Source organism: Moraxella cuniculi DSM 21768 (assembly GCF_900156515.1).
GTDB lineage: Bacteria > Pseudomonadota > Gammaproteobacteria > Pseudomonadales > Moraxellaceae > Moraxella > Moraxella cuniculi.
On record NZ_FTNU01000002.1, the window covers coordinates 170,737 to 192,458 of the forward strand.

Sequence of the window (21,722 nt, forward strand, 5' to 3'; positions counted from 1 at the left end):
ATTTTGATTAACATGGTGTATAAGTTTTATGAAATTATCTATCAATCGAGAGTTATTAATTAAAGCCATTAACATGGTGGTAAAAGCAGCTGACAAACGCCATCGCTATGTAATTTTGGGTAATATCAAACTGGTGCTGGAGGAGAAATTTTTAACCTTAACAGCATCGGATTTGGAGCTTGAATTAACCACACGCTTTGCCATTGCTGAAGGCGTGTGCATTCAGCCAGGGGCGACAACTCTGCCTGCCGAAATGTTTTTTAGCATTTGTAAATCATTATCTGAAGAAACGGTGGTGATTGACGCACCAGAAAATACCACGCGTTGTGTGATTACCAGTGGCAAGGGTCGCTATGTGCTTAGTTCTTTACCAGCGGCTGATTTTCCAAGCATTGGTACGGCAACGGCGAGCAATGTTGTAACCATCAGTCAGGATGATTTAACCAGCTTGATTCATCATACTCGTTTTGCCATGGCAACCCAAGATGTTCGTCATTACCTAACGGGTATGTTGTTTGATATTGATGGTGATAAATTGACGGCGGTGGCAACAGATGGACATCGTTTGGCGGTGGCACATCGCTTATTGACCAATCAGTATGAAGCCAGTCAGGTGATTATTCCGGGTAAGGCTGTGTTGGAGCTTGAGCGGTTATTATTAGAGCTTGCCAAAACCCAAGATGAGGACGGTGTTGTTGAGCTTGGTTTTGACGGTGAATTTTTGCAAGTTGGGCTGACTTTGATTGATGATGAAACCGCCATAGAGCTTGAAGTTAGTTTATCTGCACGCTTGATTGAGGGTAAATTCCCAGATTATCGCCGTGTTTTGCCAACCAATAATGACAAAAAAGCAATCATTAATAAAGAACAGGCTGTTGATGTTTTGCGTCGTATTTCGGTATTAAACAGTAAAGAAAATCCTGGTGTGGTGTTAAACTTTGCTGATGCTGATTCTTGTAAAGTGGGGGTGAATAACAAAGCACATGGCGAGGCAGAGGAAGTATTGGCTGTTGGCTATGAGGGCAATCCGATTGAGCTGACATTTAATGAAGGTTATCTGCGAGCTGTGCTTAATGTGCTTGAGGGAGATATTTGTCTACAGATGAACCAACCAAGCTCACCTGCACTAATTTATCAAATTGGTGATGATTTGCATCAGTATGTTGTCATGCCAATGCGTAGCACCTGATTGTTGTGATAAATAAATTACAAATTCATCAATTACGAAATCTTAGCCAAGCTGTACTGGATTTGGCTGAGTGTAATTTGTTGATTGGAGAAAATGGCAGTGGCAAAACATCGCTATTGGAAGCGGTGTTTTTGCTGTCTCGTGGCAGAAGTTTTCGCCATCATGAATCCAAGCGTTATATCAGTTATCATCAATCATCTTGCACAATCTGGGCAACCACCAGTGAGCAACAACAAAGTGCATCTCTGGCAATTCAAAAAAAGATAGATACGGCTGGTAAATCGGATACATTATTAAGATTTAATGAACAACCTGTCGCAAGCCAAAGTGTATTAAGCCTGCATTTGCCAGTCTTATTAATTGACCCTGTTGGTATGAATTTACTTGATGAAGGCAGTGCCTCGAGACGACAATTATTGGATTGGTTGGCGTTTCACATGAAACCTGAATTTTACCAGCACTGGCTTCATTATCAGCGATTATTAAAACAAAGAAATTCTTTACTAAAAAATCCTGCGATAAATCAAAACATTAGCCAGCTTGCTGCTTGGGATAAGCAGCTGTCAATCTATGCAAAAACATTGCATGAATGCAGAGAGGAGGTGTTTTATCAATGGATTGAATGCTTTGATGAAATGATAGCAAGACTGTTGCCAGCATATCATAATAAACTTTATTTGCAGTATTTGGCAGGGTTTGATACTGAGCATAATTTATTAGATATACTAAATAAAAGAATAAAACAAGATATAGAGCTGGGCTATACTCGCATAGGGGCTCATCGTGCTGATGTTGCGGTTATGCTAAAAATACAGCATCAAAATGGTCAAAAGATTCGTGAGCAGGCAACCCATGTTCTTTCACGAGGTGAAAAAAAACTGCTCATTACTGCTTTAAGATTGTCGCAATTGCAGTTAATTTGTCATGCTGTTGCACAAGGCAGAGTGATGTTGGATAATCCACCGATTGTATTGATTGATGATATTGATGCCGAGCTGGATGCTGCGGCTGTGTCGATATTGTTAGATACGGTACTATCTTTGCCCTGTCAGGTTATTATCAGTAGCTTAAATAATGCCATTCATGATGAAATATTATTAAAAATCAATCAATTAAATAACACTGGTGATAATAATACCAATAAACAATACAACCAATCAAATGGGCAAAATGTGTCTGAAAATCAACAAAAATCTTATCATATGTTTCATGTGAAACAGGGTGAATTTGCTCTTATGTACGCAGATTAACCAGTCAATCTTTATTAGTATTTTAATTTTAATAATAATTATTCATCTGATAGGTTTGGATTTATAAAAACTGGATAACTGTTTAAAAATCAAGAACAAGGTGTGTTTGGGCTTAGAAAACCGATACAATCTATGGCTGATTTATGCTATAATAAGCGTTATTTTGTTTAAATATTTTGGGAAAAACCCTGAAATTATTTCAAGTTTATGTTTAAGGATTTGCTATGACCGAAACCACAAGCAGCAGCCAGCAGGTCGATGGACAAAATGCGGAATACACCGCCAAAAATGTGCGGGTTTTGCGTGGACTTGAGGCGGTGCGTGTCCGCCCTGGTATGTACATTGGCGATACTGACGATGGTACAGGTCTGCATCATATGGTGTTTGAGGTGGTGGATAATGCCATTGATGAGGCACTGGCAGGTCATTGTGATGAGATTAATATTGTTGTCCATGATGATGAATCGGTGTCTGTGATGGACAATGGCCGCGGTATTCCTGTGGATATTCACCCTGAAGAAGGGGTGTCGGCGGCAGAGGTCATCATGACTGTGCTGCATGCTGGTGGTAAGTTTGATGATAATTCTTATAAGGTTTCAGGTGGTTTGCACGGCGTTGGTGTGTCGGTGGTAAATGCCCTGTCCAAAAAACTAGTATTAAATATTTGGCGTGATGGCTTTGCACATACACAAAGCTATACCGATGGGGTTGCTGATGCACCGCTTGCTAGATTACAAGCTTCATCACAGACAGGCACGCAGGTCAGATTTTATCCAAGTTTTGAGATTTTTAAGGGTGTAACGACCTTTGATTATGATATTCTTGCCAAGCGTTTGCGAGAATTGTCTTTTTTGAACTCTGGCGTGCGTATTGTGCTAACCGATGAGCGTACAGGCACCAAAGAGGTGTTTGAGCATAAAGGCGGTTTGTCAGAATTTGTTAATTATATCAATGGTGGCAAACAAACCTTAAACGAAATTTTTCACTTTACCGCTGATGGGCAAGAAGGCATCGGAGTTGAGGTGGCGTTGCAATGGTCGGACAGTTATAACGAAAAAGTGCTGTGCTTTACCAACAATATCCCACAAAAAGACGGCGGTACGCATTTGTCAGGATTTCGTTCGGCATTGACTCGCTGTCTAAATACCTATATGGACAGCGAAAATATCGGCAAAAAAGAAAAAGTGCAAGTAACAGGTGATGATGCACGCGAGGGTCTGACAGCGATTATCTCGGTCAAGGTGCCTGACCCGAAGTTTAGTAGCCAAACCAAAGATAAGCTGGTATCAAGCGAGGTAAAATCAGCCGTTGAGACAACCATGCACGAAAGGTTGTCTGAATACTTGCTTGAAAATCCAGCGGCAGCCAAAGCCATCGCCAGCAAGATTATCGAGGCGGCACGGGCACGCGATGCAGCACGCAAGGCACGAGAGATGACTCGCCGCAAAAGTACGCTTGATATTGCAGGTTTGCCCGGCAAGTTGGCAGATTGTCAAGAAAAAGACCCTGCACTGTCTGAATTATTCATTGTCGAGGGTGATTCGGCAGGTGGTAGTGCTAAGCAAGGTCGTAATCGCAAAATGCAGGCAATTTTGCCATTAAAGGGCAAAATCCTAAATGTTGAGCGAGCAAGATTTGACAAAATGCTCTCCAGTGCCGAGGTTGGTACGCTGATTACCGCACTGGGTACAGGCATTGGTCCAGATGAGTATAATCCTGATAAAATCCGCTATCACAAAATTGTCATCATGACCGATGCCGATGTCGATGGTAGCCATATTCGCACCTTGCTTTTGACTTTCTTTTTCCGTCAAATGCCTGAATTGATTGAGCGAGGTTATATTTATATCGCCCAGCCACCACTGTACAAGGTTAAGCGTGGCAAGCAGGAAGTATACCTAAAAGACACTGAGGCTTTGGATGCTTATTTATTGTCCTCAACAATTGATGACCATCAGCTGTTTGTCAGCCAAGATACGCCGCCTGTCACAGGATTGGCTCTTGAGCAGTTGCTAAAAGACTACAGCCAAAGCCAAGCTGTCAAAAACAAACTGCAAGCAAAATATCCAGCGGCTGTGCTTGATGCTTTGACCTTTGTGCCAAAATTTGACACCGCAGATATTGGCGATTATCAAAAAATGACCACATGGGCAAAATTATTGCAAGATAAAATAAACCAACTGGCACCAAAACTTGAGGCAACGGTGGAGCTGGAGCAGGTTATCTCTGGCGATGAAAATGCCCAGTGGCTGCCCAAGGTGGTGGTATATGTTCATCGTTTGCCACAACAATACCTGCTGGATTTGGGATTTTTGGCATCGTCGGATTATGCTCGTTTATTAAGGCTTAGCACTCAATGGAACACTGTGTTAAGCGAAGATGCTTTTTTACGCCGCAATGACAAAGATTTGGCGATTAAGGATTTTGACCATCTTTGGCAGCAACTAATGCTGGCGGCTCGCCGTGGCGTTGATGTGCAGCGTTATAAGGGTCTAGGCGAGATGAACAAAGAGCAGTTATGGGAGACAACAATGGATCCTGAAAATCGCCGTATGCTCAAAATCACCATCGAAGATGCGATAAAAGCCGACCATTTATTTAGTTGCTTGATGGGTGATGATGTTGAGCCACGCCGTATTTTTATCGAAGAAAATGCTCTAAATGCAGATATTGATGCTTGATTGGCAATGAAGCAATCGGTATTTTGTTTTATAAATTTGTTTGGAATTTTGCCATGAATAATATGCGATTTGTGGCAGTTTTCCTTAGTTTTATCACCAAAAAATGCTAAAATAACCACTCATTACACACCAAGACGGAAATTATTTGCCATGACCAATATCACCGCTGATCGTATTTTAATTCTTGATTTTGGCTCACAATACAGCCAGTTGATTGCTCGCCGTGTGCGTGAAGCTGGCGTATATAGTGAAATGTACGCTTATGACATTTCAGAAGAAGATATCCGCAATTTTAATCCAAAAGGCATAATCTTATCAGGCGGCCCAGAAAGTGTGCATATTGAGGGCAGTCCACGAGCACCACAGGTGGTTTTTGAGCTGGGCGTGCCTGTTTTGGGTATTTGTTATGGATTTCAGACCATGTCAGAGCAGCTGGGCGGTAAGGTAGAGGCAGGTGTGGTGCATGAATTTGGCTATGCCAAAATTGATATCACGCATCAAGATAAACTCCTACACGGCATCGCTGATGAAAATAATCAGTCCCAAGTATGGATGAGCCATGGAGATAAGGTTGCCCGCCTTCCTGAAGGGTTTGTAAGCACTTCTAGTACGCCAAGTTGCCCATTTGCCTCTGCCAGTGATGAGAATCGCAAGCTGTATGGTGTGCAGTTTCACCCTGAGGTTACTCATACCGCCAAAGGTGTGGAGTTGATTGCAAACTTTGTTCATAAAATCTGTGGTTGTGGCAGCGAGTGGAATTCTGACAATATCATTGAGATGCGTATTGCTCAATTAAAACAGCAGATTGGCGATAATAAGGTTTTGCTGGGTCTGTCGGGCGGTGTTGATAGTTCGGTGGTGGCAGCGTTGTTGCATCGTGCCATTGGCGATCAGCTGACTTGTGTATTTGTTGATAATGGCTTGCTACGCCTTAATGAAGGCGATCAAGTGATGCAGATGTTTGGCGAAAATATGGGCATTCGTGTCATTCGTGCCGATGCCGAAGAGAGATTTTTGGGGGCTTTGGCAGGCGTTACCGACCCTGAGGCAAAAAGAAAAATCATCGGCCGTGAGTTTATTGAGGTATTTAGCGAAGAGGCACGCAAGTTAGATGGCGTGAAATTTTTGGCACAAGGCACGATTTATCCTGATGTTATCGAGTCAGCTGCAAGCAAGCAGGGCAAGGCTCATGTGATTAAATCGCATCATAATGTGGGCGGGTTGCCTGACGATTTGGCATTTGAGTTGGTTGAGCCGCTTCGTGATTTGTTTAAGGACGAAGTGCGTAAACTTGGTGTGGCATTGGGCATTCCTGCTCATATGATTTATCGTCATCCGTTCCCAGGTCCGGGATTGGGCGTGCGTATCTTGGGCGAGGTCAAAAAAGAATATGCTGACATTTTGCGTGTGGCGGACGATATTTTTATGCAGGAGTTGCGAGCGTCTGGCTGGTATGACAAAACTGCTCAAGCCTTTGCGGTATTTCAACCTGTCAAATCGGTTGGTGTGGTTGGTGACGGCAGACGCTATGCGTGGGTGATTGCCTTGCGTGCAGTGGAGACGGTAGATTTTATGACTGCTCGCTTTGCCCATCTGCCGTATGAGCTTGTTGATAAAATTTCAACACGCATCATGAACGAAATCCGCGATGTCTCACGCGTGGTGTATGATGTATCAAGCAAGCCACCTGCCACCATCGAATGGGAATAATTTGATATAAATTTTTATAATAAAACCGCCAATGACAGCAATTGGCGGTTTTTTTTGTGATTTTTAAAAAATAAAGATTGTTTTTTTTTGATTATGATAGCCTTTTCCTTAACAATGTATTTATTAACCAATTGGGAGAAAATGATGAAAAAATATCTGGCAGCTGTTGCACTGGCATTGATAAGCTCAAGCAGCTTTGCTTATTATTGCAGCTACACAACTTATATTAGCAATGATGATAAATTTAACACCAGTGGTAAATTTTTGGGTAATTCTGTAACCAAAAAAGCAGCCGCTGCTATTTTACGCCAAGAAAGGACGTATGCAGGCTCATGGGAGTGCGGTCTGGGCGATGCTGATAGTCGAGCCAGATTTGAAGAAAAAGTAAAAAGAAGCAACCTATCGCCAGTAGTAATCAAAAGAATCGTGCGTGGCAACCCGACAGTTAGGGTAGAAATTTATGATTCTTATGTAAAAGTATATTGATTTGTCTGATTAAAAACTCTTTTTTTGGGGATTTTGTAGTAAATCAGCAATAATTGAGTAATATTAAATAATCATTGTTAAAAAATGTCAATGACCGCCAAAAAAGATATATTTTTTGGCGGTTTTTGGTTATTATTGGCGGTTTGAATCTATAAGGAGAAATCCATGAAAAAGTTTCTGGCGGTGGCGATTGCAATAAGTGCCACAACTGTACATGCCCAGCAGGTTGCAACTTATTACGGCGGAAAATTCCACGGTCGCAAGACGGCAAGTGGCGAGATTTTTAACCAAAATGCCATGACTTGTGCCAGCAATAAGCACAAATTTGGCACACGCCTAAAAGTTACCAATGTCGCCAATGGCAAATCGGTGGTTTGTCGTGTCAATGACCGTGGCGGATTTGGTAAATATGGCATTGCACTGGATTTGTCCAAAGGGGCATTTGCCAAAATCGCTCCCTTGTCGCAAGGTCGTGCCAGAGTTACCATCGAGCTTGCAAATGACGCTGATGTCGCTGATAACAAAGATACAAATCTGGTAGCAGATGCCGCTCCAGTTGCCAGTCAGGTTGATGAAGCATTATCAAAAATCGCAGCAGTAACAACCACACGCACAGTAAAAGTGGTGCTGGCAAACCCAACAAATGACTAACAGTGTGGTGATTATGTCGCAGTTTGTGGTAGAGGATGTGGTGATTGGCACAGGCAAGGCTGCTGAGCGTGGGGCGTTAATCACGGCTCAGTATACAGGTCGCTTGGCTGATGGCACGATATTTGATGCGTCTCATGAACACGGATTTGAGTGTGTCATTGGTACAGGCCGAGTGATAAAAGGCTGGGATTTGGGCGTATTGGGCGATAAAATCGGTCAAAAATTATGCGAAAAATGGGGCATTGAGTTGGATTTGCCAACATTTGAACCGATGAGAGTTGGCGGCACAAGAAGACTTGTTGTGCCTGCTCATTTGGGCTACGGCGAGCGCCATGTGGGCAAAATTCCACCGCATTCTGATTTGTACTTTGAGATTGCTTTGTTGCAGGTAAAAACCCGTGATGACTGACAATGGTCTGATACCCAAAAGCCTGCTATAATAACTATGGCAGGTTTTTGATTTTAAAACCAAAAAACTGTGTGATAATCCATGATAAGTACAATTGATAATTGCAATACAGATGGGTTGTTGCACAGATAACTTTAATAACAGGGAGCTAAGCATGATTAAAATCGATCAATATTTTGACAAACAACAATGGCAAAAATTCACCGATGCTGCCAAGGGCGAAGAAACGCCGCTTTTGGTGGTGGATTTGAGCCGTATTAAGACCAAGTATGAAGAGATGGTGAATTTGTTCCCAAAGGCAAAAATTCACTACGCCATGAAGGCAAGCCCTGCTGTTGAGGTGGTGAATTATTTGGCGGATTTGGGGTCAAATTTTGATTGTGCGTCCATTTATGAATTGGATCGTGTGCTGGGCTGTGGCGTTTCGCCTGATCGTATTTCTTATGGCAACACCATCAAAAAAGCTGACCATGTCAAATATGCTTATGAAAAGGGCATCAGATTGTATGCCACAGATTCTAAGGCTGATTTGATTAATATTGCCAATAACGCCCCTGGTTCAAAGGTGTTTGTGCGTATCTTGGTACATGGTGCAGATACTGCCGAATGGCCGCTGTCTCGTAAGTTTGGTTGCCACCCTGATATGGCGATTGATTTATTGGTACAGGCCAAAAATCTAGGTCTTGTGCCTTATGGCATTTCGTTTCATGTTGGCAGTCAGCAAAAAGATGTGGCAGCGTGGGACGATGCTTTGGCGAAGGTCAAATATATGTTTGACTGGATGAAATACGAAGAAGGCATTAAACTGCAAATGATTAATTTGGGTGGCGGTTTTCCAACCAATTATATCAGTGAGGTAAACCCAATTAGTGTCTACGCCGAAGAGATTCACCGCTATTTGTCTGAGGATTTTGATGAAGATGAAATGCCAGAGATTATCCTAGAGCCGGGCCGTTCTATGGTTGGTGATAGTGGCGTGCTGGTGTCTGAAGTGGTGCTGATTAGCCGCAAATCACGCACAGAATTAACCCGCTGGGTCTATACTGATGTTGGGCTGTTCCAAGGGTTAATTGAGACGCTTGGCGAGGCGATTAAATACCCTGTTTATACACCAAAAATGGAAACTGCCACCGAAAAAGGCACGGTAATCTTGGCAGGGCCGACCTGTGATAGTACTGACATTATGTACGAAAATGCTGCCTACAAACTACCACAGAACCTTGAGATTGGTGATAAGCTGTATTGGCTGACCACAGGGGCTTATACCAATTCTTATTCATCGGTGGAGTTTAATGGTTTTCCGCCATTGAAGGTAAAATATATCAAGTGATGTTTCATGTGGAACATTGAGCTGGTTAAAATTATTTAAAGTTATATTAGACCACCATTAAGCTATTTTGTTAGCTTGATGGTGGTTGAGTATTTATGATAATATTATTGCACAATCTGTGAAAATTGGCTTTGTATTCACAATGCTTTAAATTTGCAAAAATTAAAGCCCTATAATCAAGGATAAATGTATGTATTATCTTGACAAATTATTTGCACAAGACATAATACACCTGCGTACCTGCGTACCTGCGTACCTGCGTACCTGCGTACCTGCGTACCTGCGTACCTGCGTACCTGCGTACCTGCGTACCTGCGTACCTGCGTACCTAGCTTAAAATCTACCCAAAATCTTTCCATTTGTCTGACCTGTAACAAGTTGCTTGTTGCAGGATTTTTTGTCAAAAATTTTTTAGCTTGCAAGGCGGTTCGCTATGCAAGTTAAATCCAAACAACGTGTCGCCGATTTTGGCGAGGTCTATACCAACGAGCGAGAAGTCAATGCAATGCTCGATTTGGTTGCCGATCAAGCCGCCAATCCCGAAAAAACCTTTTTAGAACCTGCCTGCGGAACGGGCAATTTTCTCTCCGCGATTTTGGCACGCAAGCTAGATGCGGTCGCTCAAAAGCACAAAAAAATCCAGCTCAACTACGAACGCAATGCGGTGCTTGCGGTAACGAGCCTATACGGGATCGAACTCTTGCCCGACAACGTGGCGGAGTGTCGCCAACGCCTCTTAACCCAATTTTGTGAACATTACCAACGGCACTATCCGAACAGTTTTAAGGTGGAATACTGCCGAGCGGTCGAGCTTATTTTGAGCAAAAATATCCTTTGTGGTGACGCCCTCACCCTCAAAACCGCCGACGGTCAAGACATCATTTTTACCGAATGGAAAGTCGTGCGTTGGCAAGTACAACGGCGAGATTTTGTCTATCGTGATCTGGTGGACAACCTCAGCGATCTCCCTCTCTTTTCCGATGAAGGCAACCCAGCCTTTATCCCCCAACCCACAAACACCGAATACCCCCTCACCACTTTTTTGGAGCTAGGCAATGCGTGATTTATCTTCCATCAACTACAACCCTGACGTATTAAGCTGTTTGGCGAATTTATCGAATGACGAAGTCTTCACCCCGCCGAATATCGTAAACCAAATGCTTGACAGCCTACCCGAACGATTATGGCGCGACCGCAACGCCAAATTTCTCGATCCCGTGTGCAAATCGGGCGTATTTTTGCGAGAAATTGCCAAGCGGTTAATTATCGGGTTAGAAACGCAAATCCCCGACTTACAAGAACGGCTCAACCACATTTTCAGTCAACAACTTTACGGGATCGCCATCACCGAACTCACCGCCTTGCTCTCTCGCCGTAGCCTCTACTGTTCCAAAAAAGCGAATGGCGAAAATTCCGTTTGCACCGTGTTTGAACAAGACGAGGGCAACATTTTCAAGCCAAAAAGTGAGCATATTTGGGAGGGCGGAAAATGCGTGGAATGTGGTGCGAGCGAGGCGGTTTACGACCGCACTTTTTCCCTTGAAAACCACGCCTATGCGTTTATCCATAGCCAAGCAAGAAAAACATTAGGATTAGAAAAAATGAAATTTGATGTCATCATCGGCAATCCGCCGTATCAGTTGAGTGATGGAGGTGCTCAGGCAAGTGCTGCCCCGATTTATCACAAATTTATCCAGCAAGCAAAAAAATTAAATCCTGATTATTTAATAATGATTACTCCAAGCCGTTGGTTTGCTGGTGGAAAAGGATTAGATGAATTTCGAGATGAAATGTTGAATGATAAAAGAATTAAAGAAATTCACGATTTTCCAAATGCCATAGATTGTTTCCCCGGGGTAGATATTAAAGGCGGTGTGAATTATTTTATTTGGGAGAAAAATTATCAAGGCGATTGTTTAATTACGACTTATGAGAATGGCGAGAAAATATCTCAAATGACAAGACCTTTAAAAGAAAAAGGATTAGATATTTTTATTCGTTACAATGAAGGGATTTCGATTTTAAGAAAAATTCTAGCTTTTAAAGAAGATAGTTTTAGTGAATTGGTTAGTTCAAGAAAACCTTTTGGATTAGCAACAAATGTTAAGGGAAATCCCAATTCTTATACAGATACGAAAGATAATATCATTTTGTATCAAAATGGCGGTAAAGGATATGTAAAAAGAAGTTCTATATTACTTAATCATCAATGGATTGATAAACATAAGGTTTATATCGGTAGAGCTTATGGAGCAGGAGAGGGATTTCCACACCAAATTTTAAATAAACCGATTTACGGTGCACCAAAAACCTGTTGTACAGAAACTTATTTACTTATTGGCGATTTTGAAAGTAAAGAAATTTGCTTAAATGTAATGAGTTATATTTCAACAAAATTTTTCCGTTTTATGGTTTTATTAAAGAAAAATACACAAGATGCCCCTAAAAGGGTTTATGAATTAGTGCCAATCCAAGATTTTTCTAAACCGTGGACAGATAAAGAACTTTATCAAAAATACGGATTAAGCCAAGATGAAATTGACTTTATTGAAAAAATGGTAAGACCGATAGAGTTAAGCAATGGCTAAAGCACAACCACATTATTTAAAAACAAGACAAGTTACTTTTCCTACAAAAGGAAAATTTAAAGAGCATTTACAGGCTATTTTGCATAAAACAACATCATTGCCGAATAATGAAGTAGAGGATCAAGATGATATTTTCGATCTAATTGATTTTCTAGAAGATTATCATAATGAAAGTATAACTATTCAAGAGCAATTTGATCTTGAAAATTGTATTTTCTATGTGGATAAGCCTCAGGATTATAATGGATATTGTTTTTGGCTAATGGACAAAAATAATCAAAATAAGAGACAGTTTAGTATTACCAGCTTTGGTAATCCTAGAACACCAATGCAAAATTTAGTTTCTTGCTTTGGCTATATTATTAGAGAAATGAAAGCGAGATTTAGAAAAGAAATTGCAATGCAAGAAGGGAAAGATTTTAAAGAATACGACCTTTGGAATGAAGAACCAAAACCAAAAGAATTGGTTTTAGAGTTTATAAAAATTCATAATTTGAAGGATAAGTTGCATTTAGTTGTTTCACCGAATGGATTAAATAACAATGCACCATATTTGATGCCTGATTATGAATACCTTGCAAAAGAATATCAAGATTTTTATTTCAATAAAAAAGCAAATGATTTATTGAAATTAGAGTTAAGACCAAGAATGTAATGGTAAACAAGCGGTAAGATTTTTAAAAATTTTTGCAAATTGCCCCCCTCCTACCTCCCCCCGTAAACGGGGGGAGATCAAATTGATCTGCCCCCGCTTGCGGGGGAAGTACCGCCGTTAGGCGGGGTAGGGGGCAACGAAAGAGGTGAACAAGCGGGCTGATTTTAGCGGATTTTTGCGATAGCCATTCAATAAGGAAGACAAATGAACGATCAACAACTTTCAACACAACATAAAGTCAATTTTGAGGAATTTATTCCGCCGAAAATTTATGCGTATTCGGATAGCCGTTTTGCGGGCTGTTTGAAAATTGGTTACACCACGCGCCAAAAGGCGGTGGATCGGGTGCGGGAGCAATATCCAGTCAAAACGCCAGTGCAGACGTGGAAAATCGAGCTGGAAGAATTAGCGGTGCGTGATAATGGGGATTTATTCACCGATCACGATTTGCATAAGGTGCTGAAAAAGCAAGGCGTGGAGCGACTTGATGGCGAGTGGTTTAAATGCGATTTAAAGGCGGTGCAAGCAGCGTTAATTGAGGTGAAATCAGGCAAGCCGAACCGTCAAAAACGGACGCTTTCATTCGGAATGAGACCAGAACAGCAGGAGGCGGTCGAAAAGACGGTGGCGTATTTTGCCAGCTTTAAGCAGGATAACGAAAACAAAGCCCCGCGTTTTTTGTGGAACGCTAAAATGCGGTTTGGTAAGACGTTCGCCACCTATCAATTAGCCAAGCGAATGGGCTGGAAAAAGGTGCTGATTTTAACCTTTAAACCAGCGGTGCAAGATGCGTGGCAGGAGGATTTGGCGAACCATACCGATTTTGAGGGCTGGCAATTTGTGGCGAAAAACGGGCTGGATTATGAGGAGGTGGATTTTAATTCGCCCGTGGTCTGTTTTGGGTCGTTCCAAGATTATTTAGGGCGAACCAAGTCGGGCGGTATCAAAGCAAAAAATGAGTGGGTGCATAGCACTAACTGGGATTGCGTGGTGTTTGATGAATATCACTACGGGGCGTGGCGTGAGAATGCCAAGGATCTTTTTGACGGCGAGGACGATAAAAAAGAGCGGAATTTTGCCGAGAGTGAGGAGATGAAAGCCTTTGATGAGGGGTTATTGCCGATTACCACTCATCATTATTTATATCTTTCTGGCACGCCGTTCCGTGCGATTGCCTCGGGCGAATTTATTGAGGAGCAGATTTTTAACTGGACTTACTCCGATGAGCAAAAAGCCAAAGCCCAGTGGGACGCAAGGCAGGGTAAAAATCCCTATCTTTCCTTGCCGAAAATGGTGATGATGACTTATCAGTTGCCAGAGAGTATCCGTGATGTGGCACGCCGTGGCGAATTTAATGAATTTGATTTGAACCTCTTTTTTGAGGCGAAGGGCAGTGGCGAAAATGCTCGCTTTACCTATCAAGAAGAAGTGCAAAAATGGCTGAATTTTATTCAAAATAAACTGCCTGAAATGACGGTCGATACCCTGAAACTACGCACCGAAAAACCACCGATGCCGTTTTCAGATGTGAATTTATTGGGGCATTTGTTGCATACCTTTTGGTTTTTGCCGAATGTGGCGAGTTGCTATGCGATGGCGAATTTATTGGCGGAAAAGCAAAATCAGTTCTTCCATCAATATCAAATTATCGTGGCAGCAGGCACGCAGGCTGGCGTAGGCTTGGAGGCGTTACCACCGGTGCAAAAAGCGATGACAAACAATCCGCTTGCAACCAAGACCATTACCCTTTCGTGCGGTAAATTAACCACGGGGGTCTCTGTGCCGCCGTGGACGGGCATTTTGATGCTACGCAATGCGTCTAGCCCTGAAACCTATTTCCAAGCGGCGTTCCGTGTGCAAACCCCTTGGGTATTGCGTGGCTATGATGAAACGAACCTGAATAATGAGGAGATCCTCAAACAGCAATGCTATGTGTTCGATTTTGCCCCCGACCGTGCGTTACGCCAAATTGCTGAATATAGTTGCCGTTTAGACACTGCCAGCACCAGCCCAGAGCAAAAAGTGGCGGAGTTTATCCATTTCTTGCCAGTGCTTGCCTATGATGGTAGCTCAATGAAACAAATTGATGCGGCAGGCGTGCTAGATATTGCGATGAGTGGCACGACGGCGACTTTACTGGCTCGCCGTTGGGAAAGTGCGTTGTTGGTGAATGTGGATAACGCCACGCTGGATAAAATTCGTAACAATGAACAGGCGATGAAAGCCCTGATGAACATTGAGGGATTCCGTTCGCTCAATCAAGATATTGAGACGATTATCAACAAATCGGAGGCGGTCAAAAAAACCAAGAAAGAAAAAGGCGATGAGCTGACCTCGAAAGAGAAGAAAGAGCTAAGTGAGGAGGAGAAAGAGTACAAATCGCTCCGTAAGCAAATTCAAGAAAAGCTGATCAAATTCGCCACACGGATTCCCGTGTTTATGTATTTGACCGACTACCGTGAACATTGCTTGGAAGATGTGATCACCCAGCTTGAACCAAGATTGTTCCAAAAAGTAACGGGCTTAACCCAGCGAGATTTTGAATTGTTGGTGAATTTGAATGTGTTTAACGGGGCATTGATGAATGACGCGGTGTACAAATTCAAACGCTATGAAGATTCTAGCCTAGAATACACGGGAATCGACAAGCGAAGTGCAGTGATGGGCTTATATAACACCACTATTTCAAGGGAAGATAGTGAGAAAATAAATCGAATGTAAAAATGGGGGCATTACCCCCGTTTTTATTTTTAGTATAAATTTTTATCATCTAACCACCCCAAAATCGGGGTGGTAAGACTCGGCTTGGCTTAGACTGCGGCAATAACCATAATCTCAACCAGCCAGTTTGGATTGACCAGCTTGGCCTCGATGGTGGCACGAGCAGGCGGAGTTGTACCTTTGACCCAGTTATTCCACTCTTCATTAAAATCAGCAAAATTTGCCAAATCGGTGATAAAAACTTGAGCCGAGAGAATTTTTGATTTGTCCGTACCTGCTTTGGCAAGGGCGGCATCAATATTGGCAAAAACCTCACGAGATTGACCTTTTATGTCCAAGCTGTCATCATTAGGCACTTGCCCTGCCAAATAGACCACGCCGTTATGAATGGCGATTTCGCTTAGGGTATCGTTGCTGTCAATTTTGATGATGTTACTCATGAATATTCCTTAAATGATAAATTAATTATAACGAGCGGCAGACAGCCCCTCAAGGCTAATTTGTGTCGGTGTATGCGTGATGATGTCGGCAATCAGCTGACCTGAGCCACAGGCCATCGTCCAGCCAAGTGTACCATGCCCTGTATTGATATATAAATTGGCAAATCGACTCTCGCCAATAATAGGTGTGCCGTCTGGTGTCATTGGACGCAAACCTGTCCAAAAGCGAGCATTGGCAAAATCACCACCGCCAAACAACTCTTGGCTGACCATCTGTAGAGTTTCGCGGCGTGCAACGGGCAAATCGGTATTAAATCCGCTTAGTTCTGCCATGCCACCAACACGAATGCGATTATCAAAGCGAGTGATGGCAATCTTAAAGGTTTCGTCCAGTACGGTAGAGACAGGGGCGAGCGATTCATCAATAATCGGCACGGTCAGCGAGTAGCCTTTGACAGGATAAACGGGGAGCTTTAGCTGGAGTTTTTCGGCAAAAGGGCGAGAATAGCTACCAAATGCCAACACATAATTATCCGCCACCAAACGCTCCCCATCTGCGGTGATAATGCCCGTGATGGCATTGTTTTGATGTTCGATATCTGCAATGGTCGTATTGAATAAAAATTTCACGCCCAAGCCTTCGGCGATTTTTGCCAAGGATTTGGTAAAAATATTACAATCACCCGTTTCGTCATTGGGCAGTCTTAAGCCGCCAACCAGCTTATCTTTGGCATGAATTAATGCAGGTTCGATGGTGGGCAGCTCATCGCGGTTGAGCAGTTGATAATCAACGCCGCATTCTTTTAAAACCTCAATATCGCGACCAACAACATCCATCTGTGCTTGCTTGCGAAATAATTGTAGCGTGCCACGCTCACGATGCTCATAGCTGATATTGGTGTCTTTGCGTAACTGTTGCAGGCAGTCTCGGCTGTATTCGGCGACTCGCATCATGCGTTCTTTGTTGATGCTATAACGATCGGCATTGCAGTTGGCAAACATTTGCATCGCCCATTGTAGTTGCCACAGTGAACCATCAGGACGCACAGCAAAAGGAGCGTGCTTTTCAAGCAGCCATTTGGCAGCTTTTAGCGGAATGCCGGGTGCTGCCCAAGGTGTTGAATAGCCGGGGGATATTTGCCCTGCATTGCCAAAACTTGTCTCTTCGGCAACATTGTGCTGCCGCTCAACAACTGTAACCTCTACGCCTTGTTTGGCGAGATAATACGCTGTGGTTGTGCCGATGACACCGCCACCCAAAACCAAAACTTTCATGAACTATTCCACAATTAACCGATTTAAAACCACACCAAATTTGGGCAATCATGCACAATTTGTAAGCTGTTTTGTGGTTTTTTGTTCCATATTTCCTTGCCACAGACGAACTGGCAAAGGTTAATTAAATATATAATAACAGGCAATGACAATGCTTGACAAGCTAAAATTTAATCAATTATTCAAGGTAAAATCCGCTGGCTGCTTGCACTGGTATTATTGACAAGTTGTGCAGAATTGACACAATTTGCCAAAAGAATAAAAATTAATCAATCTAAAAATTTGTGCTATACTGTTGTTATAACTTGACGGAGTACAGCCAATAAGCTGTTGAGACTGTCTTATAACCCAAGCGTTGTTGCAGACAGATACCGTTGAACCTGAAGGTTAAGACCTGCGTAGGAATCAAGTTAATGAAAGTAAACCCATCTGTTTGTACCCAAAATTGGCTTTTCTTTGTTGGCTTGGTTTGTGCGTTTTTACAATCAATCACCCATAAAGGAATATGCCATGACTCAGTCTAGCAGTACCAGCACGCCATATTGTGTTGAAAGCGTTGATGATTTTGCCAAATTTGATACGCACAAATCCACCCAGCATGAACAAGATGCCAAAGATTTAACCCGTATTTTGCCTGCGTCCAAAAAGGTCTATGTGCAAGGCTTGCAGGCGGATATTCGTGTGCCATTTCGCCAGATTACGCTGTCTGATACCCCAGAGGGCTTGGCTGATGGCAATTCACCAAAAAATGAACCGATTTTGGTATATGACACTTCAGGCGTTTATACCGACCCTGATGCTCAGATTGATTTAAATCAAGGATTGCCAAAGCTGCGAGAGCCATGGATAGACAGCAGGGCTGATACGATAATTTTGGATGAACCCAGTTCGGATTTTGGCAAGGCACGGCTAAAAGACATCACCACTGCTAATATTCGCTTTGCTCACATCACCAAGCCTCGCCGAGCCAAAAAGGGGCGTATCGTTACCCAAATGCACTATGCCAAAGCGGGCATTATCACGCCTGAGATGGAATATGTCGCCATTCGCGAAAATCAACGCCAAGCACAGGGCGTGGATACCAGACAGCATCAGGGAGAGAATTTTGGTGCAAATAATCAGCAGGAAATCACCGCCGAATTTGTTCGTCAAGAGGTTGCCGCAGGTCGTGCGATTATCCCTGCCAACATCAATCACACAGAGCTTGAGCCGATGATTATTGGGCGGAATTTTTTGGTAAAAATCAATGCCAATATTGGCAACTCGGCACTGGGTTCAAGCATTGATGAAGAAGTTGCCAAGATGACTTGGGCGACTCGTTGGGGTGCTGACACCATCATGGATTTGTCCACAGGCAAAAATATCCACGAAACGCGTGAATGGATTATCCGCAACAGTCCCGTGCCAATTGGCACCGTGCCGATTTATCAGGCATTGGAGAAGGTTTTTGGTGTTGCCGAAGATTTGTCGTGGGAGATTTTTAGGGATACGCTGATTGAGCAAGCCGAGCAGGGCGTGGATTATTTTACCATTCATGCAGGGGTGCTGCTTGACCACATACCGCTTACTGCCAATCGCTTGACAGGCATTGTTAGCCGTGGCGGATCGATCATGGCACAGTGGTGCTTGGCACATAAGCAAGAGAATTTTTTGTACACGCATTTTGATGAGATTTGTCAAATCATGCAAGCGTATGATGTCAGCTTTAGTTTGGGCGATGGGCTGCGTCCTGGCTGTATCCAAGATGCCAATGACAAAGCACAGTTTGCCGAGCTTGCTACTTTGGGCAAGCTAACCTGTCGTGCGTGGCAACATGATGTACAGGTAATGATAGAAGGGCCGGGTCATGTGCCGATGCAGTTGATTCGGCAAAATATGCAGCAACAGTTGCAACTGTGTCATGAAGCACCGTTTTATACACTTGGGCCGCTCACCACAGACATTGCCCCCGGCTATGATCATATTACCAGTGCCATCGGGGCGGCGATGATTGGTTGGTATGGTACGGCGATGCTGTGCTATGTAACCCCAAAGGAGCATTTGGGATTGCCAAATAAAAAAGATGTCAAAGACGGCATTATCGCCTACAAAATCGCCGCCCATGCTGCAGATCTTGCCAAAGGACACCCTGCTGCCCAAGTGCGTGATAATGCTCTGTCAAAAGCACGCTTTGAATTTCGCTGGGAAGATCAGTTTAATCTGTCATTAGACCCTGATACTGCACGCAGTATGCATGATGAAACCATGCCCAAGCAAGCACACAAATCGGCACATTTTTGCTCGATGTGTGGGCCGAAGTTTTGTTCGATGAAAATTACCCAAAATGTGCGTGATTATGCCAAAGACCACCAAATGCCAGCTGGTTGTGTTGATGACTGATTGACTGCCGTGTTGGCTGTGTGGATTGATGTAGGCTCGATGTTGCGGTGTGTCTGGCTTGCCATGCCTATAATATGCGGTATAATGGCGGTATTTTTATAACCAAGAGAGCGATATGTCTTTGTTTTCTTATTTTGAAAAACGCCTAAACCCTTACCCAGACACACCGATGCCAACCAGCCAAGATGGCTTGTTTGCTTTTTTGTGGGCGTGTACCAAAGGAGCAAGGGGCTGGATTATTATTCGCATGATACTGGCGGTATTGCTGGGGGTGTTTGGCTCGTTGCTGTTTGCATGGGTTGGAGATGTGATTGACTGGCTGACTGTCTACACACCGCAGACGCTGTGGCAACAAAAAGGCAGCACCGTCATGGTGATTTTGGCATTGTGCGTTTTGTCAATTTTTGCTGAATTTTTGGGCAATTTGATTCATTATCAGACCCTACAAGGGGTGTTTCCGATGCGACTGCGGTGGTGGTTTCATAAGCACATGCTTGGGCAATCATTGCAATTTTATCAAGATGAATTTTCTGGGCGTGTCTCTGCCAAGGTTATGCAAACAGCACTGTCGGTGCGTGATGCGATTATGACCATGGTGGAGATGATGGCATTTGTTACAGCTTATCTTATCACCAGTGGCGTGATTTTGTTTCAGTTGGATTTTTGGCTGTTTTTGCCATTTTTGTTATGGTTTGGTTTTGCGGTACTGATTATTAAGTTTTTCTTACCACACCTAAGACGCACCGCCGAAAAACAAGCAGACGCACGAGCGTTAATGACAGGGCGAGTAACCGATGCCTATGCCAACATTGGTGCGGTGAAGCTATTTAGCCATTCGCAACGAGAGCTGGGCTATGCCAAGACAGCGATGGACGAGTTCATGACAACGGTTCATGCCCAGATGCGTTGGGTGAGCTTATTGGCAACCACAATCGAGGTGCTGTCGCTGGTGATGATTGTTGGCAGCATGGTTGTTGGTGTGTATCTGTGGAGTGTTGGGCAGGTAACGGTGGGGGCGATTGCGGTGGCAAGCGGTATCGCACTGCGACTAAAGGGCATGATTCACTGGATTACTTGGGAGACAGCAGGATTGCTTGAGCATATTGGCACGGTTCAAGATGGCATGACCGCCTTAACCACACCGCACGCCATCGTAGACAAGCCAGATGCGACACAGCTACAAGTGGTTGCAGGTGATATTATTTTTGACGATGTTACATTTAATTATGCACGCCGTGATGTCAATATGCAACTATTTAGCAAGTTTACATTATCAATAAAAGCAGGAGAAAAAGTTGGGTTGGTTGGGCGAAGTGGTGCGGGCAAATCCAGCTTGGTTAATCTACTGTTAAGATTTTATGAATTGGACGGTGGCAGAATATATATTGATAATCAAGACATTAGCCATGTCAGCCAAAATTCATTGCGATCACAGATTGGCATGGTAACACAAGATACTTCGCTATTGCATCGCAGTGTGCGAGAAAATATCGCCTATGGTCGTCCTGATGCCACCGATGATGAGATTATTGCTGCCGCCAAAGCAGCCCATGCGTGGGAGTTTATTGAAAATCTACAAGATAAATATGGCAACACGGGGCTAGATACCCAAGTGGGTGAGCGAGGAGTTAAGCTCTCTGGAGGTCAGCGGCAGCGTATTGCCATCGCCCGAGTGATGCTAAAAAACGCACCGATTTTGTTGCTTGATGAGGCGACCAGTGCCTTAGACAGCGAGGTGGAGCAAGCCATCACGGACAGTCTTGATGACATGATGGCAGGCAAAACTGTCATTGCCATCGCCCATCGCTTATCAACGATTGCCTCAATGGATAGGTTGGTGGTGATGGATAAGGGGCAAATTGTCGAAATGGGCAGTCATGATGAGCTGCTTGCTTATGGCGGTGTTTATGCGTCGCTGTGGGCAAGGCAGACAGGCGATGGTTTTTTGCAAGAATAAA

17 protein-coding genes and 1 riboswitch are annotated in these 21,722 nt (G+C 43.5%); of the genes, 14 read left to right on the forward strand and 3 right to left on the reverse strand.

Going from position 1 to position 21,722, the window contains the following annotated elements; genetic code table 11:
- The first annotated feature begins 28 nt into the window (after positions 1 to 28).
- The 8 genes from dnaN (at position 29) to BW928_RS02445 (ending at position 9,706) form a co-directional block, all read left to right on the forward strand.
- Complete coding sequence (gene dnaN, locus BW928_RS02410) at positions 29 to 1,189, forward strand: DNA polymerase III subunit beta (RefSeq protein ID WP_076554638.1); 1,161 nt, start codon at positions 29 to 31, stop codon at positions 1,187 to 1,189.
- A 5-nt stretch (positions 1,190 to 1,194) separates the two neighbouring features.
- Entirely contained in the window at positions 1,195 to 2,439 is a 1,245-nt protein-coding gene (gene recF / locus BW928_RS02415) for a DNA replication/repair protein RecF (protein WP_076554639.1), read from the forward strand.
- 224 nt (positions 2,440 to 2,663) lie between these two features.
- The gene (gene gyrB / locus BW928_RS02420; protein WP_076554640.1) at positions 2,664 to 5,120 is read left to right on the forward strand and encodes a DNA topoisomerase (ATP-hydrolyzing) subunit B; all 2,457 of its coding nucleotides are present in this window, start codon (positions 2,664 to 2,666) and stop codon (positions 5,118 to 5,120) included.
- Between the two features lie 150 nt (positions 5,121 to 5,270).
- On the forward strand, positions 5,271 to 6,830 hold the full coding sequence (gene guaA / locus BW928_RS02425) for a glutamine-hydrolyzing GMP synthase (protein ID WP_076554641.1): 1,560 nt from the start codon (positions 5,271 to 5,273) through the stop codon (positions 6,828 to 6,830).
- 144 nt (positions 6,831 to 6,974) lie between these two features.
- On the forward strand, positions 6,975 to 7,316 hold the full coding sequence (locus BW928_RS02430) for a hypothetical protein (protein WP_076554642.1): 342 nt from the start codon (positions 6,975 to 6,977) through the stop codon (positions 7,314 to 7,316).
- A 165-nt stretch (positions 7,317 to 7,481) separates the two neighbouring features.
- Entirely contained in the window at positions 7,482 to 7,967 is a 486-nt protein-coding gene (locus BW928_RS02435; protein ID WP_076554643.1) for a septal ring lytic transglycosylase RlpA family protein, read from the forward strand.
- Positions 7,968 to 7,977: 10 nt separating this feature from the next.
- Positions 7,978 to 8,376 (forward strand): FKBP-type peptidyl-prolyl cis-trans isomerase, encoded by a 399-nt coding sequence (locus tag BW928_RS02440; protein ID WP_228144115.1) that lies wholly within the window; start codon positions 7,978 to 7,980, stop codon positions 8,374 to 8,376.
- A gap of 154 nt (positions 8,377 to 8,530) precedes the next feature.
- Positions 8,531 to 9,706 (forward strand): type III PLP-dependent enzyme, encoded by a 1,176-nt coding sequence (locus tag BW928_RS02445; protein WP_076554644.1) that lies wholly within the window; start codon positions 8,531 to 8,533, stop codon positions 9,704 to 9,706.
- A 176-nt stretch (positions 9,707 to 9,882) separates the two neighbouring features.
- On the opposite strand, the gene BW928_RS11595 is transcribed toward BW928_RS02445, so the two are convergent.
- Positions 9,883 to 10,065 carry a hypothetical protein gene (locus BW928_RS11595; protein WP_159434533.1) on the reverse strand — a complete coding sequence of 61 codons (183 nt, stop codon included), beginning with the start codon at positions 10,063 to 10,065 and terminating at the stop codon, positions 9,883 to 9,885.
- 74 nt (positions 10,066 to 10,139) lie between these two features.
- Between BW928_RS11595 and BW928_RS02450 the strand changes: the two genes are divergently transcribed.
- From BW928_RS02450 to BW928_RS02465, 4 genes are all read left to right on the forward strand, one after another.
- Positions 10,140 to 10,769 carry a DNA methyltransferase family protein gene (locus tag BW928_RS02450; protein WP_076554645.1) on the forward strand — a complete coding sequence of 210 codons (630 nt, stop codon included), beginning with the start codon at positions 10,140 to 10,142 and terminating at the stop codon, positions 10,767 to 10,769.
- Positions 10,762 to 12,294: an Eco57I restriction-modification methylase domain-containing protein gene (locus BW928_RS02455; RefSeq protein WP_076554646.1), complete on the forward strand. Its 1,533-nt coding sequence runs from the start codon at positions 10,762 to 10,764 to the stop codon at positions 12,292 to 12,294. Before BW928_RS02450 ends, BW928_RS02455 begins: the two co-directional genes overlap by 8 nt.
- Entirely contained in the window at positions 12,287 to 12,949 is a 663-nt protein-coding gene (locus tag BW928_RS02460; protein ID WP_076554647.1) for a hypothetical protein, read from the forward strand. The genes BW928_RS02455 and BW928_RS02460 overlap by 8 nt, the downstream gene beginning before the upstream one ends.
- Positions 12,950 to 13,153: 204 nt before the next feature.
- A complete protein-coding gene (locus tag BW928_RS02465; RefSeq protein ID WP_076554648.1) occupies positions 13,154 to 15,670 on the forward strand; it encodes a DEAD/DEAH box helicase in 2,517 nt (838 codons plus the stop codon).
- 89 nt (positions 15,671 to 15,759) lie between these two features.
- Here BW928_RS02465 and BW928_RS02470 read toward each other — a convergent pair whose 3' ends face one another.
- Positions 15,760 to 16,110, reverse strand: a complete 351-nt coding sequence (locus tag BW928_RS02470) for a RidA family protein (RefSeq protein WP_076554649.1) — start codon at positions 16,108 to 16,110, stop codon at positions 15,760 to 15,762.
- Between the two features lie 21 nt (positions 16,111 to 16,131).
- Complete coding sequence (locus tag BW928_RS02475; RefSeq protein WP_076554650.1) at positions 16,132 to 17,385, reverse strand: D-amino acid dehydrogenase; 1,254 nt, start codon at positions 17,383 to 17,385, stop codon at positions 16,132 to 16,134.
- Positions 17,386 to 17,684: 299 nt separating this feature from the next.
- Positions 17,685 to 17,807: riboswitch (TPP riboswitch) on the forward strand.
- A gap of 88 nt (positions 17,808 to 17,895) precedes the next feature.
- On the opposite strand from BW928_RS02475, the gene thiC reads away from it, so the two are divergent.
- Together thiC and BW928_RS02485 are read left to right on the forward strand one after the other, a co-directional pair.
- Complete coding sequence (gene thiC / locus BW928_RS02480; protein WP_078309970.1) at positions 17,896 to 19,764, forward strand: phosphomethylpyrimidine synthase ThiC; 1,869 nt, start codon at positions 17,896 to 17,898, stop codon at positions 19,762 to 19,764.
- A gap of 121 nt (positions 19,765 to 19,885) precedes the next feature.
- The gene (locus tag BW928_RS02485) at positions 19,886 to 21,721 is read left to right on the forward strand and encodes an ABC transporter ATP-binding protein (RefSeq protein WP_375537524.1); all 1,836 of its coding nucleotides are present in this window, start codon (positions 19,886 to 19,888) and stop codon (positions 21,719 to 21,721) included.
- Position 21,722: the final 1 nt, after the last annotated feature.

Coding starts and splice junctions, on each gene's coding strand:
- dnaN (WP_076554638.1), top strand. CDS start 29: ATGAAATTATCTATCAATCGAGAGTTATTAATTAAAGCCATTAACATG.
- gyrB (WP_076554640.1), top strand. CDS start 2,664: ATGACCGAAACCACAAGCAGCAGCCAGCAGGTCGATGGACAAAATGCG.
- guaA (WP_076554641.1), top strand. CDS start 5,271: ATGACCAATATCACCGCTGATCGTATTTTAATTCTTGATTTTGGCTCA.
- BW928_RS02430 (WP_076554642.1), top strand. CDS start 6,975: ATGAAAAAATATCTGGCAGCTGTTGCACTGGCATTGATAAGCTCAAGC.
- BW928_RS02435 (WP_076554643.1), top strand. CDS start 7,482: ATGAAAAAGTTTCTGGCGGTGGCGATTGCAATAAGTGCCACAACTGTA.
- BW928_RS02445 (WP_076554644.1), top strand. CDS start 8,531: ATGATTAAAATCGATCAATATTTTGACAAACAACAATGGCAAAAATTC.
- BW928_RS11595 (WP_159434533.1), bottom strand. CDS start 10,065: ATGGAAAGATTTTGGGTAGATTTTAAGCTAGGTACGCAGGTACGCAGG.
- BW928_RS02450 (WP_076554645.1), top strand. CDS start 10,140: ATGCAAGTTAAATCCAAACAACGTGTCGCCGATTTTGGCGAGGTCTAT.
- BW928_RS02455 (WP_076554646.1), top strand. CDS start 10,762: ATGCGTGATTTATCTTCCATCAACTACAACCCTGACGTATTAAGCTGT.
- BW928_RS02460 (WP_076554647.1), top strand. CDS start 12,287: ATGGCTAAAGCACAACCACATTATTTAAAAACAAGACAAGTTACTTTT.
- BW928_RS02465 (WP_076554648.1), top strand. CDS start 13,154: ATGAACGATCAACAACTTTCAACACAACATAAAGTCAATTTTGAGGAA.
- BW928_RS02470 (WP_076554649.1), bottom strand. CDS start 16,110: ATGAGTAACATCATCAAAATTGACAGCAACGATACCCTAAGCGAAATC.
- BW928_RS02475 (WP_076554650.1), bottom strand. CDS start 17,385: ATGAAAGTTTTGGTTTTGGGTGGCGGTGTCATCGGCACAACCACAGCG.
- thiC (WP_078309970.1), top strand. CDS start 17,896: ATGACTCAGTCTAGCAGTACCAGCACGCCATATTGTGTTGAAAGCGTT.